Source organism: Ruegeria sp. YTSC004, from assembly GCF_059609805.1.
Genome location: NZ_JBXWMJ010000010.1, coordinates 1 through 17798 on the forward strand (window position 1 = coordinate 1; position 17798 = coordinate 17798).

General features: G+C 54.9%; 13 protein-coding genes and 2 pseudogenes. 9 read left to right on the top strand and 6 right to left on the bottom strand.

All coding sequences use genetic code 11. The annotated features are described in order from the left end of the window. The first annotated feature begins 888 nt into the window (after positions 1–888). Both AC2FFP_RS17250 and AC2FFP_RS17255 read left to right on the top strand, forming a co-directional pair. Positions 889–1065 (top strand): hypothetical protein, encoded by a 177-nt coding sequence (locus tag AC2FFP_RS17250; RefSeq protein WP_496769323.1) that lies wholly within the window; start codon positions 889–891, stop codon positions 1063–1065. A 104-nt stretch (positions 1066–1169) separates the two neighbouring features. Then, positions 1170–3704 carry a cation:proton antiporter gene (locus AC2FFP_RS17255; protein ID WP_496769321.1) on the top strand — a complete coding sequence of 845 codons (2535 nt, stop codon included), beginning with the start codon at positions 1170–1172 and terminating at the stop codon, positions 3702–3704. A 215-nt stretch (positions 3705–3919) separates the two neighbouring features. Here the strand turns inward: AC2FFP_RS17255 and AC2FFP_RS17260 are convergent, their stop codons facing one another. Next, the gene (locus AC2FFP_RS17260) at positions 3920–5659 is read right to left on the bottom strand and encodes an adenylate/guanylate cyclase domain-containing protein (RefSeq protein ID WP_496881279.1); all 1740 of its coding nucleotides are present in this window, start codon (positions 5657–5659) and stop codon (positions 3920–3922) included. Positions 5660–5846: 187 nt separating this feature from the next. On the opposite strand from AC2FFP_RS17260, the gene AC2FFP_RS17265 reads away from it, so the two are divergent. The 4 genes and pseudogenes from AC2FFP_RS17265 to AC2FFP_RS17280 all read left to right on the top strand — a co-directional run. Beyond that, a complete protein-coding gene (locus AC2FFP_RS17265; RefSeq protein ID WP_496769319.1) occupies positions 5847–6476 on the top strand; it encodes a transposase in 630 nt (209 codons plus the stop codon). Between the two features lie 358 nt (positions 6477–6834). Further along, positions 6835–7065, top strand: coding sequence for a type II toxin-antitoxin system CcdA family antitoxin (locus AC2FFP_RS17270; RefSeq protein ID WP_496725008.1), 231 nt, complete (start codon positions 6835–6837; stop codon positions 7063–7065). After that, a complete protein-coding gene (locus AC2FFP_RS17275; RefSeq protein WP_496881280.1) occupies positions 7065–7364 on the top strand; it encodes a CcdB family protein in 300 nt (99 codons plus the stop codon). The genes AC2FFP_RS17270 and AC2FFP_RS17275 overlap by 1 nt, the downstream gene beginning before the upstream one ends. Before the next feature lie 746 nt (positions 7365–8110). Further along, positions 8111–8688 (top strand): annotated as a pseudogene (locus AC2FFP_RS17280) (ISNCY family transposase); the annotation flags it as partial. 360 nt (positions 8689–9048) lie between these two features. Here the strand turns inward: AC2FFP_RS17280 and AC2FFP_RS17285 are convergent. Continuing rightward, positions 9049–9246, bottom strand: a complete 198-nt coding sequence (locus AC2FFP_RS17285) for a barstar family protein (RefSeq protein WP_496740319.1) — start codon at positions 9244–9246, stop codon at positions 9049–9051. A 246-nt stretch (positions 9247–9492) separates the two neighbouring features. Between AC2FFP_RS17285 and AC2FFP_RS17290 the strand changes: the two genes are divergently transcribed. After that, positions 9493–10752 carry an aminotransferase class V-fold PLP-dependent enzyme gene (locus tag AC2FFP_RS17290; protein ID WP_496881281.1) on the top strand — a complete coding sequence of 420 codons (1260 nt, stop codon included), beginning with the start codon at positions 9493–9495 and terminating at the stop codon, positions 10750–10752. A 165-nt stretch (positions 10753–10917) separates the two neighbouring features. Here AC2FFP_RS17290 and AC2FFP_RS17295 read toward each other — a convergent pair. The 3 genes and pseudogenes from AC2FFP_RS17295 to AC2FFP_RS17305 form a co-directional block, all read right to left on the bottom strand. Continuing rightward, a pseudogene (locus tag AC2FFP_RS17295) lies at positions 10918–11136 on the bottom strand (3-hydroxyacyl-CoA dehydrogenase NAD-binding domain-containing protein); the annotation flags it as partial. Between the two features lie 308 nt (positions 11137–11444). Then, the gene (locus AC2FFP_RS17300; RefSeq protein WP_496881282.1) at positions 11445–11795 is read right to left on the bottom strand and encodes an aldehyde dehydrogenase family protein; all 351 of its coding nucleotides are present in this window, start codon (positions 11793–11795) and stop codon (positions 11445–11447) included. Between the two features lie 480 nt (positions 11796–12275). Next, entirely contained in the window at positions 12276–12401 is a 126-nt protein-coding gene (locus tag AC2FFP_RS17305) for a hypothetical protein (RefSeq protein WP_496769309.1), read from the bottom strand. A 270-nt stretch (positions 12402–12671) separates the two neighbouring features. Here AC2FFP_RS17305 and AC2FFP_RS17310 point away from each other — a divergent pair, with 270 nt between their 5' ends. Beyond that, positions 12672–14369 (top strand): type I secretion system permease/ATPase, encoded by a 1698-nt coding sequence (locus tag AC2FFP_RS17310; RefSeq protein WP_496769329.1) that lies wholly within the window; start codon positions 12672–12674, stop codon positions 14367–14369. After that, the gene (locus AC2FFP_RS17315) at positions 14369–15682 is read left to right on the top strand and encodes an HlyD family type I secretion periplasmic adaptor subunit (protein ID WP_496769307.1); all 1314 of its coding nucleotides are present in this window, start codon (positions 14369–14371) and stop codon (positions 15680–15682) included. The genes AC2FFP_RS17310 and AC2FFP_RS17315 overlap by 1 nt, the downstream gene beginning before the upstream one ends. 13 nt (positions 15683–15695) lie before the next feature. Here the strand turns inward: AC2FFP_RS17315 and AC2FFP_RS17320 are convergent, their stop codons facing one another. Continuing rightward, the gene (locus AC2FFP_RS17320; protein ID WP_496881283.1) at positions 15696–17747 is read right to left on the bottom strand and encodes a dockerin type I domain-containing protein; all 2052 of its coding nucleotides are present in this window, start codon (positions 17745–17747) and stop codon (positions 15696–15698) included. Positions 17748–17798: the final 51 nt, after the last annotated feature.

Below are 17798 nucleotides of genomic sequence, written 5' to 3' on the forward strand. Positions count from 1 at the left end.
GGCGCGGTGGCGGCTTGCAGCTTGATCCGCAATCCATGCAGACAACAGCCAAGCTATCGGTGCCAGAGGTCTTTGCAAGGTGTTGTCACGTTAACCTCCTGCCCACCAAAGAATGCTGATAATCAGATTTCAAGCTGCTCGAGTAAAGGACAATTCCGACAAATGTTACATTGGATGGCAGGAGAAGAATGATGGCTTCGGTGGGTCCGCGGCGCAGATTGCGCTGATACACCGAATCGTGGCGGAAATACGCAATTGGCTGAGGGCGTTTTAGTCAAACCGGAGCAACCGTAGTCGCTCAGTTTTCACGGCCCAAAGAATACGCGGGCGCTGCCAAAACCACCGCTCATCGATTGCGCAGCATCCTGTGTGATTGGATCGCGTCAATGTCGGGTTGTCGTTGTAGGTGGACATGGCGGATCGGAGGTTCAGTCATGGAGACACCAAACTTACCTGCCATTCGGGCACTTCGCCCAGTCTGTAGCAAAGGACGTGTCCTTGGTAAAAAAGCGCCCACTGAAACCAAAACATCCGAGTTCGCCTTGAGCTTGCTGGCACCCATCGCGATCTTGCACTCTGCAACATGGCAATCGACAGCAAGCTTCGCGGCTGTGATCTGGTGAAGATGAAGGGGTCGTTGTCATGTCATCGGGGCAGACCAAGGAACGCGCTTCAGTACTGCAAAGTAAGACACAGAAACCTGTGCGCTTCGAGATATCCGAGGGCACCCGTGCCTCTGTTCAGAAATGGATGAAAGATGAACTCATGATCCGTTCGGAATACCTTTGGCCTGGCAGAATCCACATCTGAACGCGTCAATATGCGCGGATTGTTCGAGACTGGGTCTCATCGACCGGCCTTATAGCAAGCGCATACGGAAGCCACTTAATGAGGCGCTCAAAAATCACCCAAACCTACAAGAAGACCGGCAACCTCAGAGCGCTTCAGCACTTGCTGGGCCATACCAAGATGGACGGTACAATCCAGTACCTCGGCGTCGAACTCGAGGGTGTCTTGGCTATCGCTGAAGCCATTGAGACTAGTGCCAATAGGTTGCATTCGTAGGCGGCCCAGACTGGACGAGCGAAGGTGCGCATATTGATTCCACGTGTTTGATCCGGCTTTAAGAGTGGATTCCACTTACTCGAGTTCTCAGGTAATACGAAACTATGGATATCGTAGTCGTTACGACCATCATCACTTCTCTTTTTGTTGTCATCGGCGTGGCGGAACCGCTGGCCGCGCGAATGCGCCTGCCTTACAGCGTTATCCTCGCCGTCCTGGGGATAGTGATCGGGCTTGGCGCGACGTTCTTTCTCGACACAGACCTGACGGATGCATTGAACCCGGGGGCGCAGGCGATCATAGATCTGCCGATCCGGTCAGACGTCTTCCTCTATGTTTTCCTGCCCACGCTGCTCTTTCAGGCGACACTCGGCATGAACCTGCGCAGGATGCTGGATGACTGGATGCCCATCCTGATGATGGCCGTTGTGGCAGTGATTGTCGCGACCCTCTCTATTGGCTATGCGCTGAGTTGGGCAAGTGCGCTGCCGCTGGCCGCCTGCCTGTTGATCGGCGCCATTGTGTCAACAACGGATCCCTCGGCAGTTGTCAGTATATTCCGGTCGATTTCGGCACCGCGCAGGCTGTCACGAATAATCGAGGGCGAAAGCCTTCTTAACGATGCTGCTGCTGTGGCTCTGTTCGGGTTATTCATGAGCTTTGTCATGCTCGGAAGACCCAATCCATTGCTAAGTGAAGCCGTGGGGCAGTTTCCGCTGTTGATCGCAGGCGGAGCACTCACTGGTTGGCTCATGGCGCGCATGGCGGTTTGGACGATGGCTTTTGTCGACCGCTGGGAAATGGCGCAGATTTCCATTTCCATCGCGCTGCCATACCTTGCCTATATCGTTGCAGAACAAAGCGTTGGGGCTTCGGGTGTCATTGCGGTGGTGGCTGCGGGGCTTACGCTCAACCTCACAGGCCCTGGTCGTTTGTCACCGGTCGCCTGGACAAATCTGCAAGAGGTTTGGGACCTTCTGGCACACTGGGCCGGCGCGCTGATTTTTATTCTTGCCGCATTGCTGATACCGCGATTGCTGGAAGAGGTGCGACCGTCTGATTTTGGCTTGCTAGTTGTGGTGGTTTTGGCCGCCATGTTCGCGCGGGCGGCAATTCTGTTCGGGTTGTTACCATTGCTGACAGCAATTGGACTATCGCCCGCTGTTGAACGCCCCTATCGCACCGCAATACTGTGGGGTGGGCTGCGTGGTGCCGTGACGCTGGCCCTGGCTCTGGCAGTCACCGAAAGCACACACATCCCGCTTGAGACGAAGCGCCTGGTCGGCATTCTGGCCACTGGCTTTACCCTGTTTACACTGATTGTTCAGGGTACAACCTTGCGCATGGTGATCACAAAACTGGGGCTCGACAGGCTTTCTCCGCTTGATACCGCCCTGTCGCGTCAGGTGGTCGCCGTCGCCTTGCAATCGGTTCGCGAGGACGTGTCCCGCACAGCAGAAAACTATAACCTGACGCACGATATCGTCAGGAACGAAGCCAAACAGTTTAGTGAACGCCTGGACGAGGCGGTAAAGGCCGCCGAGGACAGCGCGCAGATCCTTGATCGTGACCGGGTCACGCTTGGTCTTATTGCGCTGGCCGGTGCAGAGCGGGACTCTGTATTGGCCAGGATGCGGGAACGCACCATGTCATCGGTTCTGAGTGAGAAGATTTTGTCCGATGCGGATCGGCTCATTGAAGGCGCACGGACTGGCGGACGGATCGGCTATCAGCGCGCATCAAATCGGTCGGTCGTTTACGGCAGATCTTTTCGGATCGCCGTGTTTCTGCACAACCGGCTTCGAATTTCGTTCCCACTCACGCGTATCACAACGGACAGGTTCGAAAGATTGCTCATGCAACGTCTGATCCTGCAGGACCTAGATGGGTTCGTCCGCGGCCGCATCCGCCGGATCCATGGCCGCCGGGTTGCGGAATTGCTGGATGAAGTGTTGGCGCGTCGATCCGAGGCGGTTAAGACGGCGCTTGAAGGCCTGCGACTGCAATTTCCCGGTTATGCCGAAAAGCTAGAGCGACGATTCATCCAGCGAACCGCGTTGCGCCTTGAAGAACGTGAATACGCGGTCATGCGCGAAGACGGCCTTGTGGGCGAAGAACTTTATTCTGTTTTGATGCAGGAAGTGGCGACAAGACGTACGTTAACTGAAGGGCGTCCGAAGTTGGACATCACTCTTAAAGGACGGGATCTGGTCAGGCAGTTCCCACTGTTTTCCGATCTCGACAAGTCTTCGCTTAGGAAACTCAGCCGGGCGCTGCGGACCCGATATGCCAACGCGGGTGATACCATCATTTCCAAAGACGAATTCGCCCAGAGTGTATTCTTCATTGCTTCCGGGGCGGTGGAAGTGGAACTCGGCCGGCACACCTCGCGGCTGGGTCGTGGTGAAATGTTCGGGCAATTGGCCATGTTATTGAAACGGCCGCGTCGCGTAAACGTGCGGGCATTGGCACCGTCGACGCTGCTTATGCTCGACGAGGCAAGTTTCCGACGCTTGCTGCGGCGAAGCAAGGCCATGCGAAACTCTGTCAAGATGAGCGCTGACAAGCGCATGATCGACCCCGCGGTGTTGGATCTGGATGAGGCCGAGGTATCCCCTGAAAAAGGGACCAAATCTTGAGAGGCTCTCAATTGGAAGGGAGCCGCGAAATCAAAAGTGCTGGTTCATGGACACCAATCGGGTTCTGTTTTGTTGAGTGTCTACACTTGTCAGAGACTTGTTCACTCGAAAAAACCGACACTACCCTCAACAATTCGTACATTCAGCGGCAGCTCGCAGCCCGGAGCGGAAGTTGGCAACGACCAATCACCGAAGACATAGAAAATGGGCGTCGCCTACTCTGCCAATCCAGCTTGGCGCAGACCAGAGGCAATGTGTTCCCAATCTGACAAATTGCGCCACATTGGTTGAAAGCCACCGGCCAGAGCAATCAACGTGTTTTCCGGAACTGCCATCCCGCGGCTTGAAAACTCCTGACGGCGGTGTCGAACAAAGGCTTGCAACGAGGACTCCGCCTCTTTTTGTCGGCCCGAGTGCGCGTAGGCTGCCACTAGAAACGCAACAGCCAATGAGTTCAGCCGTGCTTCGCCAATCAGCTTGCTGACAGCGTCATCATATCGACCCAAAAAGAAATATACCTGTCCGATAATCCAATCGAGAGAAGGCGGGTGCAGGGGGTCAAGTCGCATGGCCTCGACAACTATTCCATGGGCCTTTTCATGCTGCCCCAACAACAGAAACCCATATCCGCACCAGGCCATCGATTCCGCTTCATTTTCGATCAATGACAGTGTCTTTTGAAACTGCGTATCGGCCTGATCCCAGAGGCCCGCGCATAGGTACGCATATCCAAGTTGGTCTTGAATATAGACGTCCTTGTTGTCCAAAGCCGCGCCCTGACGCGCGATTTCCAATGCCTGGGAGGGGGCATCGGCGTCGGCAAGACCGAGCCAAAGGTCGACGACATAGGTGTCGGCCAGATACATATAGATCCGCGCGTAATTGGGATCGATGGCCAGCGCTTTTTCAAAATATCCCTTGGCGGTGGCGTTGTCGGCGGCGTTCAACCCATCTCGGAGTGCTTTCCCTCGCAGCAAGAGTTCATATGCCTTCATCTTGTCTGTGGGCTTGTTCAAGACATTGTTGGCCACGTCGCTTTGAACGCGACCGGGAAGAACCGCGACGACGCTTTGGGTCACCTCATCCTGAACCGCAAAGATGTCTTCCAGTTCGCGGTCATAACGCTCAGCCCAGATATGTTTTCCAGAGTCAGCCGCGATCAGCTGAGCCGAAATGCGCACTCTGTTACCGACTTTTCGAACACTGCCTTCGACAAGGTATTGTACCCCCAACTTTGCCGCGATTTCACCAATCTCCAGATCTGAGTCCCGAAACCGAAACGACGAATTGCGCGCGACCACAAACAAGGTCCGAAAGCGGGACAGTCCGGTAATGATGTCTTCGGAAATACCGTCACTGAAAAACTGCTGCTCAGCATTGCCGCTTACGTTTGAAAACGGCAAAACCGCGACTGAGGGCTTATCCCGTCCAGTTTGATTTGACTCGTATTTTTTAGAACCTTCATGTGACAAATGGTATATTTTGACGGGCTTTGTTATGTTTTTGAGGTGCTGGGAACCGCCATCTTCAAAGGTTTCTTCAATCAGGTTTCCCAGGCTTTCATAAACTATAGAAGAGATGCAAACACCGCCCACTTTTGCTGCGGCTTCCAGGCGCGACGCCAGATTGACACCGTGCCCATAGACATCGCCCTCATCAACAATCACGTCGCCCAGATGCACTCCGATGCGCAGTTTTATCGCTGAGTTTTGAACCGTCAGTTCTTTCTGGATCTCGATGGCACACCGAACAGCATCCACGACTGAGGGAAACTCAACCAATGTGCCATCCCCAATCAACTTGATCACCCGGCCTTTGTATTGGCTGACTTTGGGATCAAAAACACATTCGCGATGGGTCTTGAGGTGCATCAAAGTGGCATCTTCGTCTTCGATCATCATCGAAGAGTATGCAACAACGTCAGCGGCGAGTATGGCGGCGAGTCTGCGTTCCAAAAATGACACCTTTGGTTGGGAGGTCATATTCAACTTTGGAAAAGATCATAACAACACCTTTCTGGGAACATCGCGCAAATACAGATTGCCGAGGTTTTTAGCGGATGGAGTGGGTGGCTCTTGCTCCACCGGCGTCGCGATGCGCCATACTACAGTTGTCTTGGACTGCTCGGAAAGGAGCAACCCAATGACGGTTAAAACAGCTGGACTGGATCTGGCCAAGGACGTGTTCCAGGTTCATGGAATTTCGGCCGCTGGCCGCAAGATATTTAACAAGCAGATCAGGCGCCCGAAGCTGCTTGCGTTTTTCGAGACACTTCCGCGCTGTGTTGTCGGCATGGAAGCCTGCGGCTCCGCCCACTATTGGGGCCGTGAACTCAGCAGGCTGGGCCATGACGTCCGCCTGATGCCAGCAGCCTATGTAAAACCCTATGTAAAGCGCGGCAAGACCGACGCCGCTGATGCCGATGCCCGGCGCCTGATGCGCATGCCGGGCGTCGGCCCTATTATCGCCTCCACCATCGTGGCGATCATCGGAAGTGCTAAGCAATTCAGGACCGGCCGCGACCTTGCAGCCTGGCTGGGGCTGACCCCGCTCAACAAATCCAGCGGCGGAAAGGAAAAGTTAGGCAAGATCACTAAGAAAGGCGACCGATACATCCGAAAACTCCTGATCACCGGCATGACGTCACGGGCGCTGATGGGCAGGAAGCATCCAGAGCGCCTGGATAATCTGGGTGATGCTGACAAAACAACAGGAATACCGGCAGCCGTCCGCCTGACCAGGCCGACCAGCCCAGAGATGCAAGGCATTTGATGTGATGATGCGGACCTAAGTCAACCAAAGGCCAGGACACTTCGACCAACGTCGCGACCCAAACTGAGGTCATTTAGTGGCACTTTTTCCCTTGTATTGCCCAATGGCTTGCAGGCGCGGCGAATGTCGGCAAAGTCCGCGTGTCGGGAATTGAAGAGCCTCGTTGTGAGCGGCCTATTGGGTCGTTTCTCGCCGCTGCATGTTGCAATACTACCGTTTCATTGTGTTAGCTGGTTAATGGCAACGCTGTTGGAACTTGGCAGTCGGTTCAATTCTGCGAAACATGCTTTACAAACATGCGCATATTTGACGCGCATATTTCATAGCGATAAAGTGCGTGCATAGGGAGAGCAATACAATGAACGCTCAAACGCGAAAGCCCACGAATCTGTCGCTCGATAGCGCGTTACTGTCTGAGGCCAAAGCGCTGAAGGTAAATCTGTCCCGCGCGGCCGAGGAGGGCGTGCGCGCCGCAGTCATCGCAGCAAAGTCTGAGCGTTGGAAAGCCGAAAATGCTGCAGCACTCAGAAGTTCTAATTCATATGTTGAGCGGCATGGTCTTCCGCTGGAACGTTACAGGCAGTTCTGATGCCAAAATACGACGTCTACCCTAATCCATCCGGCGATGGCTACCTTCTGGATGTCCAGACCGACCTCCTAAGCGATCTGAATACGCGTGTTGTTGTGCCGCTGCTACCGAAGTCAAACGCACCAAAACCAGCGGCACGTCTCAATCCGGTTTTTGACATTGATGGTGGGTCAGTCGTTATGGTCACACAATTCATGGCCGCAGTACCGGTTGGAATCCTCAAGTCCCAAGTATGCGACTTGAGTGACGAGTTCGATCAGATCACTGTCGCGACCGATATGCTGATGCAGGGATTCTAGCACGGTGTGACCTCAATGTTGGTCAAGTTCTCTGATCGCCACCGTTCAATTTCGAAGATGGCTGCAGCGAGCTGCACCAGATTCAAATGCCTCATACTCGGTAAAGGACGGGGCCGCATTTGCGGTTTTTAGGAATTTAGCCTCCTTGAGTTAAGATTGTGGCAGCAGGTGTCGGTACTTGGCAACTCGTTTATCAGAGACCGCCAAAGCCGGTCGGAGAAGGAATTATCAAGGATGTTCAGTCAGTTTTGATCTGTAGCCCGGGGAATGCCGGACGTCCTTTCAAAGCCTTGTTTCATAGGAGTCAACGGTGAGTTTCCAAGAAAAAAATAGACTCAATAGTCTCCTGATGTCATTTTGAGATTGTGGGCGGCATGTCTATTTTAGCATGTACTGGTTTTCCCAACCGGATTTTAGAGGGGGTATTGAGTGTGATGTGCCGCCCCACGAAACCCCAAAAACAGCGGTCAGCGTGCTCGGGTTTCTGCAGAGATTTATGATCTTCCAAAAAATTGAATCAGGAACAGGATACATGGCATGAGGCGAGTTTATTGCCGACTTCTTGGACATAGATGGCTGGTTCGTTTCGCCGGAGGTGCGTCTGTTCATCAGTGTGCGCGGTGTGGTGTCGCCGGTGATGCGTATGGCAATGAAGTTCGCTGACATTACCGCGCGATTCACATTGTCTTACCATAAACTCCATTGCATGAGTTGAAGTTGTAGCCGGGGTGGATTCACAAACGAAGCGCAATTATGCCTTGGTGTTGGTCAAAGAGAGCTATTCCGATTTCGGGCCGACATTGGCCGCAGAGAAGTTAGCTGAGCATCACGGCTTCACGTGAGACATTGCGCAATTGGATGGTGGAAGATTGAAGCTGGCTATCTCGCAAGCAGCGCCGAACATTCCATCAGCCGCGCCTGCAGCGGGAATGCCGTGGTTAGTTGACCCAGATCGACGGCTCCGATCAACATTAGTTCGAGGATCGTGGCGACCCCTGCACCCTTCTCGTCTTCATGGATGGCGCGACCAGCACCTTGATGGAACTTCGCTTCGTGAAGTCAGAAAGCACCTTCAGCTATTTCGATATGCTTGAAAGCTATCAGTATAAACATGGCCGCCCGGTGGCGTTTTACAGCGACAAACACGGTGTTCCGTGTGGCCAGAAAAGATGCCAACGGCGGCGCTGGCATGACCCAGTTCGGCCGTGCGCTAAAGGCGCTGAATATCTAGATCCTGTGTGCGAACAACTCTCAGGCCAAAGGCCGGGTTGAACGCGCCAACCGCACGCTCCAGGATCGACTCGTCAAAGAGCTGAGGCTAGCCGGTTTGAAGTGCGCTGGGAAGGTCGGGCCCTGCCCTAACGGATCTTCGAAATGGACCAACGCGTCACCCACGCCGCAGTCACTGAGAACAAGCGGTTCGGGGCTGTGCTGGCGCATATCAAGGAGATGCAGGAACAAGCTCCCCAAAACCCAAAGTGAGGACAAATTCCGAAAAGATGGGTTACAGCCCAACGGCAGTAAGCCCGGTCAGCCACCGAGAACACGGGCCAGTAGAAGGACGGCACCAGAACCTGAGTTTGTGCAAAAATAGCAGCTGCGCAGAAGACAGCGCGCCCTACAGGTAAGCTTGAAGCCAACGCCAATAACCTGATTGGCTCTGGCTTCTTCAAATTGACTGCATCTAAAATAATAATAGAGCCACCACATCAGTCACTTCGTTTTTCCCTCTCACTTCAATAGAGTAAGGTGGAATTACGTCATTGATGTCACCGGCAATGCTGTCCCACAGCGCATCCAGATTGTGCCCATGCCAGTTTGGAGCAACAAGCGCAGCCAGCAGTATCGTAAATACGTCATCAAAACTTCCTCCGCACCCCAATCCTCCAAAGATCTGGTTTTCCGAGGCAAACTGGATAGCAAGCAGACGCGATAGCTTAAAATAGCTGCAATATTCCCTGATCGTGTCGCGTTGTCGCTTGACAGGATGGCTGCATGCGGCCTGATCAATTCAGTTCGCCGAATCTATGATGAAAACGTCAACGATTTCCGGACAAAACCTTATCGCGGTGGCCTAGCTCTGCCGCACGATCGTGAACCGCTTTCTGACTAAGCACAGGACAAACCTATGATCCAAGACAACCCTGCCCTCATCGAGGCCGTACGCGGCCGGTTCGCCCATGTCGGCACCTGTCCCTTTCAAGGCGAACGCATCTTTTTTGAGAATGCGGGCGGAGCACTGACATTGAAATCCGTCGCTGAAACCTCGGCTTTTTATGCAGCAATCCCGGACAATCCGGGGCGCATAAATCCTGCAGGTCAGGGAACCCAAGGCGTCATCAACAAGGCCAAAGACGACTTGGCCGTGTTCATGAACGCATCTTCTGGGCAGTTCTTCGCAGGTGAAAGCGGAACCGAGCTGCTGTTTCGCATGATCCGCACCGCGTGTCTGGTCGCCCCCAAAGGTGCAAAAGTGATAGGTTCATCAATCGAGCACCCGGCCACCCGAAGCGCAGCACGTCGCTGGGCTGAAATCGCCGCGCTGGAGTACGTTAATGTGCCCCACGACAACGACGCCGGATTGGTTACGGTCGAGGATTATTCTGCGCTGATAACGCCAGATGTCGCAGTGGCAACGATCCTGCATGCATCGCCCGTGACAGGCATGGGCATGGACGTAGCCGCGATTTCCGCGGCGATCCGTGCTGTGGCACCGGATTGTTTGATAATCGTCGACGGCATTCAGCATGCGGCCCACGGGCAACTGGACCTGGACGCCTACAATGTCGATGGCTACGCGATTTCACCTTACAAAGTGTTTTCCCGCCACGGATACGGCATCGCCTGGATCTCCGACAAACTCAGCGCTTTGCCACATGACATGTTGATCGACGCACCCGCAACCGGGTGGGAGTTCGGGACCCGCGATACGGGATCGTATGCAACCGTATCAGACGTAGTAGCGTATTTTGACTGGCTCGGTGGCGAAGTTTCGGATGAGACCGAGCCGCGCAAACGGATCGAGGCTGCGGGCCGAGCCATTCACGCCTATGAAACCCACTTGACCGATACTGCTATCAACGGCACCGGCAATCTGCCAGGGCTGCGTGATATGGATCACGTGACCATTCTGGCAGGCGCCGATAACCCGGCACGCGAAGGGCTGGTGTCAATCGTGGTCGAGGGTCATGCATCCGAGGACGTGGTCGAGACACTGAATCAACAGGGCATTCGCACCCATACTCGAAAGGCTGACCACTATTCCGGCAACGTTCTTACACCGCTGGGCCTGTCGGATTGTATCCGCATTTCTTTTTGTCACTACAACACGGAACAAGAAATCGCGCGGTTGTTGGGGGCCATCAAAGTTATGGGCGAAAGCAGTTGACCAGATCCGATTTGGTCGTAGCAAACGGTTACATAGATGGCGGTTCTCAACCCAAACCTGCAACGGGCTTTTGCAGAGTTACGAAAAAAGCGTCGCGTTGTTCCGACACCGCGGCCGGAGTATTTCCGCATGCCGCGGCTTTTACGTTGTCCACCAGTTGCCGGTTCACGCCGTGACCCGTTGTCCCCAGATTGATTGCTTCGCGCCAAATCGCAGCATGCAAGAGATTGACCACGTATCCAGACACTTCTTTGTTGTCGTGCCTAGGTTTTCATAGAACGATTGAGCTGCCTCAATGACCTCGTAGGCGGTTTTGTCATTCCCCAGAACCCCGACCAGCGGCATCAGGTGCGGGGGTTCGAACGGGCACCCCAAAACAAAGCGGCGGGGTTTTTTTCAGCCCTGTTGCATCTATCCCAGCGTCAAACCCAAGGCTGGGCTGGCAACCAACGCATCCAGCGGGATCCAGATGATGTTGTCCTACAACCCTTCGGATTCTGACCCGCGCCCGATCCCTTGCCGGCCACCGGTAGCCAGCGCTCGTTTTCTTACCAATCGCATCAGCGTACACCCAACACAAGACGCGCTGACGTGGGGGCGTCCAAAACAGGGACCGATATGTTGCAAAGCGCGCCTGTGCCTTTCATTGCGGCCCATTGCCTTTCCGCCGCGGGCCACTCATGCTTCTTACATCAGGTCTTTCCGCAGCGCAGTTGAGACGTCATTTTCATCGCCATCGAAACATCCTTGGTCAAAACTGTCGAAGCCAGACCATAGCGCCTGGCGTTGGCGATCCGACGAGCGTTTTTCGCCCTGCCAATGTGCGACAGGGTGACAGTTGGTCCGAACACCTCATTATACGCAATCTCCGCATTGTTGTTGGCATTCACTGCGACCGTCGGCGGGTAGAAGAATCCGGCCTGTTCGCCCAGTTCGCCGCCTATCGCGATTTCGGATCGTTTCAGCCACGGCATCAATATCGGCATCGACCCGTTGGCCCGCTCATAGTGCAGACAATCCGACAAACTGCGTGCCCGATCCAAACGGATATCCCAGCAATACAACGTGGGCGTTTTTTGATGTATGTTTCGAACGCCCAGTTCAACCGGCTATGCGATATACCAGCCCTCATGCAAATCTCGGGCGATGGTATCGGATCTTCCAGATTAGTTTCCCTTGCCGGATTGGCCGCCCTGAGCTTGGCGGGAACCGATGTACCCAAATATTCGCCGAGGCGCTGCCGCCACAACATGAAACCCGGTTTTCATCAATCACCAACAGGTTTTCGACCACTTCAATAACCGAGTAAAACTCCTGAAAGCCATCAATATGTTCCTAGTGACCGGTCGCCCGCCGCGCATTCAGAAGTCCGGACCGCGCCGGCATGAATGCCCTCATGTCCAGCTTGTCAATACCACTACGATGTCGGCCACATCAACGTCACCGAAGACAACCCTTCTTTTCCCTGCACCATTGCTTGCGACACAATTGCCGCCTCTCTCGGCCAAGAAGCCTCTTGAAAACTAGGGCTTGCCATCCAATTTGTTGGTCGCGCGAAACAGATCGGCAAACACTATTGTAGCGGCCAGGTTAAGGCCGGACGAGACCGCAAAAATCACACGGGCAGTAAGGTCTGAGATGTTTGCCACCTGGTCTTCGCCTCAATTGCACTACGTAGAGATAAAGAGAGTTTCACTTCAGTCAACGCGCAAGTCAGATGTCGATAAGCCATTGCCAAAACACCGATTGGGATCTTGGTCGGCGGTATATGGACAATCTGCAACGAGATGTATTTCCACTATTGGGACATCAGTCTAGGATGCGCGCAAATACTAGCCCATTCCAAACCTGCGCAACAAAAACGAGAAGCTTCGTTCGTGAATATTAAGAACCACATGGCAGCACAGCCAAGACGTGAAATGCAATCTGCGCGCAACCAGGGGATCACATTCCTGGCGCTTGCGTTTTTGTTCAGCATCTTTGTCAACTTGTTGATGTTGACCGGACCTTTGTTCATGTTGCAGGTCTATGATCGCGTTCTTGGGTCCCGAGCGGTCGAGACCTTGGCGGCGCTGTTCTTGCTGGTCGCGTTATTGTACGGCCTTATGGCTATGCTCGATTTTGCGCGGGGTCGAATCGTGGCGCGTTTCGGCGCTCGGTTTCAGTCCCAATTGGACGAACGGGTGTTTGACGCAACCCTGCGCCGATCGCTGCACCCGCGCGCGCGCGCCGCGCCGGCAACGGCGTTGCGGGATCTGGAGTCGATCCAAAACCTGTGCTCTTCTCCAGTTCTGCTGGCCGTCATGGACATCCCTTGGACGCCTATCTTTATCGCGGCAATTTTTCTGTTCCATCCTCTGCTGGGTTGGCTGGCCGTTGGTGGTGGCTCGCTTTTAGTTGTGATCGCGTTGCTGAACCAAATACTGACTCGTCGCAAGGTCGCCTTGGCTCAATCAGCGTCGGCAAAAGCCAACATCTTTTCCGAACATGCCCGACAGGCAGCCGAGGTAGTACACTCGCAAGGCATGCAAGAGGACATCACGCGTAGATGGCAGCGTCAACGAACAGACGCCTTGCAACAAACAATCGCCGCCAGTGACTGGACCGGCAGCTTTACGTCAGTGACGAAATCGCTGCGGCTGTTTTTGCAATCTGCAATGCTGGCGCTTGGGGCTTTGCTTGTTCTGCGCAATGAATTGACCCCCGGCGCGATGATCGCAGGTTCGATCCTGCTGGGTCGTGCTTTGGCACCCGTCGAGCAGGTTGTTGGGCAATGGGCTGTCGTTGAACGCGCCCGAACGGCGTGGAACTCGTTGAGCCAGTTTCTGGATGCCACGCCGCCAGAAAAACAGCGCACCAAGTTGCCTGTGCCCCAAGCCCGGCTGACGGCCAAGGGTCTGACGGTCATCCCGCCTGGAGCGGATACTCCAACCCTCCGCAACGTCTCATTGAACCTCGAGCCCGGGCGGGCACTTGGTGTAATCGGAAAAAGCGGGTCAGGAAAGTCCACTTTGGCCAAGGCGCTTCTGGGTATTTGGCGTCCTGCAGCAGGCGAGATCCGTCTGGGAGGCGCAACGCTGGATCAGTACGATCCAACTGATCTGGGCCAACATATCGGATACCTTCCGCAAGAAGTTACGTTGTTCAACGGAACTGTCGCCGAAAACATCGCGCGTATGTCGGAAGACCCAAACCCGGAAGCCGTTGTAGCGGCCGCCAAAAAAGCCAATGCGCATGAGCTGATTCTGACGCTGGAAAAAGGCTACGATACCATTCTGGAAGGCAATGACAGTCAGCTGTCAGGCGGTCAGAAGCAGCGGATCGCGCTCTCGCGCGCGTTGTACGGAGACCCCGTTTTGTTGATTCTGGACGAACCGAACTCGGCGTTGGATGCCGATGGAACCGAGGCGCTGAACGCCGCTGTCCGCGATCTTAAGGCCGCAGGAAAGTCTACGATCATTATGACTCACCGTCCCCAAGCGATCTCGGAATGTGATGATCTTGCGGTGGTCGAACGGGGACAGGTTGTCAGATCCGGCCCAAGGGATGAGGTTTTGGGTGCAGTCGTTCAAAACGCCGGATCGATCAAGCGCAACCTCAGCAAGGCTGGCAACTGATGCAGGACAAAACAAATAGTCAGCGCCCCGTATGGCGCATAACCATCCCTGCCCTAGTCGGATTTACGGCCCTTGGCATCCTTGTTGGCGGTTTGGGTGTTTGGGCAGTCAACACGCGTTTGGCCGGGGCCATTATCTCTCAGGGCATTATCGAGGTCGAAAGCAACCGTCAGGTGATTGAACACCCCGACGGCGGCGTTGTTGGTGAGATTTATGTGCGCGATGGCGATGCCGTCACCAGCGGCGAGTTACTATTGCGATTGGATGATACGTTTCTGTCGTCCGAGAAAACCATTGTCGAAGCCCAGCTGTTCGAACTGCTGGCCCGCCGGGCACGTTTGGAAGTCGAGCGCGATGGCGCAAATGCCGAAGCTTTGGCCACCCGGTTGGCTGAGATTCAGCAACAGGAAAACATCGACCCTGATCTGATCGCCGGTCAGCAACGCCTGTTCGAGGCGCGATTGAATACATTGGACCAGCAAACTGAGCAACTGGGCAAACAGACCGTTCAAATCGAAAGCGAAATCGACGGTACCGAAGCGCAGCTTGTCTCGCTGCGGCGTCAGGTTGAATTGATCCAAACCGAACTGGACGATCAGCAAAGCTTGCTTCAGCGCGGCCTTACCCAGGCCAGCCGTGTTTCGGCCCTACAGCGTGAAGAGGCCAGCCTCACAGGGGATATCGGTCGTTTGGAAGCCGCCGCTGCGCGCCTAGGAGGCCAGATATCAGCGACCGAAATCTCGATCCTTGAGCTTGAAGCAACACGGCGAGAAGAAGCCATCACGACCCTGCGTGATATTCAGTCCCAGATTGCTGAATTGGCCGAGCGCCGTCTGTCGCTGGACACCCGCCTTTCGCGACTGGATATCCGCGCCCCAGTTTCGGGAACGGTTTACGGCAGTCAGGTCTTTGCCCTGCAGTCCGTGATCCAACCCGCGGAACCTATGATGTATCTGGTACCGCAGGATACGCCCCTGGTCGTCGCCGCGCGCGTCGATGCAATTCACGTGGACCAGTTGCATGTTGGCCAGCCCGTTTTGCTACGGTTTCCCGCATTCAATCAGCGTGAAACGCCTGAAATTGACGGACAGGTTATGAATGTCTCGGCTGATACGTTTACCGACGAAAACACCGGCCAGACGTTCTATCGCGCCGAAGTCGTTCCACAAGACGGGCAAGTTGATCGTCTGAAAGGGCAGGAACTGCTGCCCGGTATGCCAGTGGAAACGTTGATCAAGACGGACGAACGTACGCCAATGTCTTATTTGGTCAAACCACTGGCAGATTACTTCAACCGGGCGTTCCGAGAGTGACCGCCCGGTCGCACTAAGGCGCTTCGAGGTTGCCCAGCAGGATCGAGGTCATGTCGGAGGCAATCACGCCATCCACAGCCACCACATTTGCCCCGGTATCATAAGAAACGTCGGTGCGCGTGATCCCTGAAAGGTCCGCGTCACTGTCGATGAAAACCCATTCCGGGCGAACGGCAGTGGGCTGTCCGACCGCCACTTGCAGAATCGACAATGCATCGAGCGCATTCACCGAACCATCCCGGTTGAAATCTGCCGCGATCAAATTTTCCGGCGAGGCTGGACCCCATGTCGGGTCCAGACCGACCGAGATCCGCAAAACCTGCAGCGCGTCCAATGCGTTGATGTCCTTGCTCGCGGTAGAATAGGTCTTGATGACGTCGAATTCACCCTCGAAAGTGCCAGACGGTAAATTCAAATCGAACCGCCCATTGCTGTCTGAACGAACACTGATTGTGGCTCCGCCATTTGGGGTAAAGCTGATTTCTGCGTCACTGAGGCTGGGATTGGCGGTTTCTGAATTGATTGATACGTCCCCCAAAGCCCCATCGGAACTGCCCGGATCGAGCCCCCCGAAATCGCCGAAATCGACAGGAATGTGATCGGGGCCGCCAAAACCCTCGCCAAACACCTGAGCACTGGTCAGCGGACCACCAGTGGCGGAAATCACGTTTATCGTCTCGTTGAGGTACTCAATTCGGGCGCCCTGCGCCGTCGCGGTAAAGGTCAACTGTCCAGGCGTTCTGAGCAGCGGATAATCGAACATATCCAACCGGTCGATACCAGCCTGAAAGTCCGTGATCGTGGTGGTTTCCGCTCCGTATTGCATGACAAAGATGTCCGCACCCGACCCACCCGACATTGTGGTCGCGGCAGAACCGGCAATCAAAATGTCATCCCCGGCCCCAGCAATAAGGGTCGTTGGAAGAATATTGCCGCTGAGCATATCGTTACCAGCTGTACCGTTAACTGTTCCCAAGCCACTACGCACGACACCCAGTTCTGCGACATCCACCGTTAGTTGGGTCAGCCCCGCATCCTGTTGCGAAGCGACCAGAATCTGTAGCTCATCACCGACCTGCGCGACGCTGAACGAACTCACATTCTGCAAACCGCTTTGAAGCGTATCGGCAAAACTGTCCAAATGCACCAACTGTCCACCGAGCGTCATGGCGAACAAGGTTATTCCATCATCGCCACCACCCGCGACAACGAACACATGCCCGTTGACCTCGACCACAGAAAGGTCCTGAACTGACTCGAACCGTGTGTGCAGCGAATCCAGAGCATGGTCGGTTGGAATTAGACGGCCATCGGCGGCTAGTTCCATGACACTGAGAGAGCTACTTTCAGCCCCCGCGACCACCACCCAGGACTTGCCATATGCCTGTATCACTTCAACCGCTGTGGGCGTCGCGATTCCCAAAGTCGTCAGGGCCTCGCTGTTGTCTACCACTGCTATGGCTGCGGTTCCCCCGTCAACCCTGTAAGTCGAGACAGTGTTGCTGGCGCCGTCGGTCGCAATAACAAAGTTGTCTGCGCCAATGCTCAATGACTGCATCGAATCAGATCGTGCCACGATCACGCCCGAGGACGTCAATGTGCCGTCCCCATTCACGGTATAGGTGACAATCCGCCCGGTATCTTCATGCGCCATCATCAGCAGATCGCCGGACCCGGTCGACAGTTTCACCAAGGCCGAAATGTCACCGCCGCCGGTCAATATCCCGGTTTCCCGCAAGGATCCAACGGTCCCATCCGGGTTCAAATCATACCCCACCAGCCCATTTGCCGTGTCGATATCCAATACGAGCTGATCACTGCCACCAAACGAAACCGGAGTCCCCGTGCGGCCCACCTGAAACGTGATCGAACCGCTGAGATACTCGGTATCGACCAGTTGCGGAACCGCGCCATCGACAAGCTTCCAAACTGCAACACCGCCGCCGGGGCCGGTCAAACTGTACAGATACGTGGTCCCGTTAAACGTTTTTAAAGCCGTATCACGGATACCTGAATCGAGCGCTGCGCTTCCTGTTGCAACCACGCTTTCGAACTGAAGCATCATACCAAATCACCCCACGCCAAACTTGGCAATGACTGCAGGATGATCCGATGC

What these genes read in the sequence shown, in the direction of transcription:
- AC2FFP_RS17250 (WP_496769323.1), top strand. Translation starts at nt 889, where the DNA reads ATGAGGCGCTCAAAAATCACCCAAACCTACAAGAAGACCGGCAACCTC.
- AC2FFP_RS17255 (WP_496769321.1), top strand. Translation starts at nt 1,170, where the DNA reads ATGGATATCGTAGTCGTTACGACCATCATCACTTCTCTTTTTGTTGTC.
- AC2FFP_RS17265 (WP_496769319.1), top strand. Translation starts at nt 5,847, where the DNA reads ATGACGGTTAAAACAGCTGGACTGGATCTGGCCAAGGACGTGTTCCAG.
- AC2FFP_RS17270 (WP_496725008.1), top strand. Translation starts at nt 6,835, where the DNA reads ATGAACGCTCAAACGCGAAAGCCCACGAATCTGTCGCTCGATAGCGCG.
- AC2FFP_RS17275 (WP_496881280.1), top strand. Translation starts at nt 7,065, where the DNA reads ATGCCAAAATACGACGTCTACCCTAATCCATCCGGCGATGGCTACCTT.
- AC2FFP_RS17290 (WP_496881281.1), top strand. Translation starts at nt 9,493, where the DNA reads ATGATCCAAGACAACCCTGCCCTCATCGAGGCCGTACGCGGCCGGTTC.
- AC2FFP_RS17310 (WP_496769329.1), top strand. Translation starts at nt 12,672, where the DNA reads ATGCAATCTGCGCGCAACCAGGGGATCACATTCCTGGCGCTTGCGTTT.
- AC2FFP_RS17315 (WP_496769307.1), top strand. Translation starts at nt 14,369, where the DNA reads ATGCAGGACAAAACAAATAGTCAGCGCCCCGTATGGCGCATAACCATC.
- AC2FFP_RS17320 (WP_496881283.1), bottom strand. Translation starts at nt 17,747, where the DNA reads ATGATGCTTCAGTTCGAAAGCGTGGTTGCAACAGGAAGCGCAGCGCTC.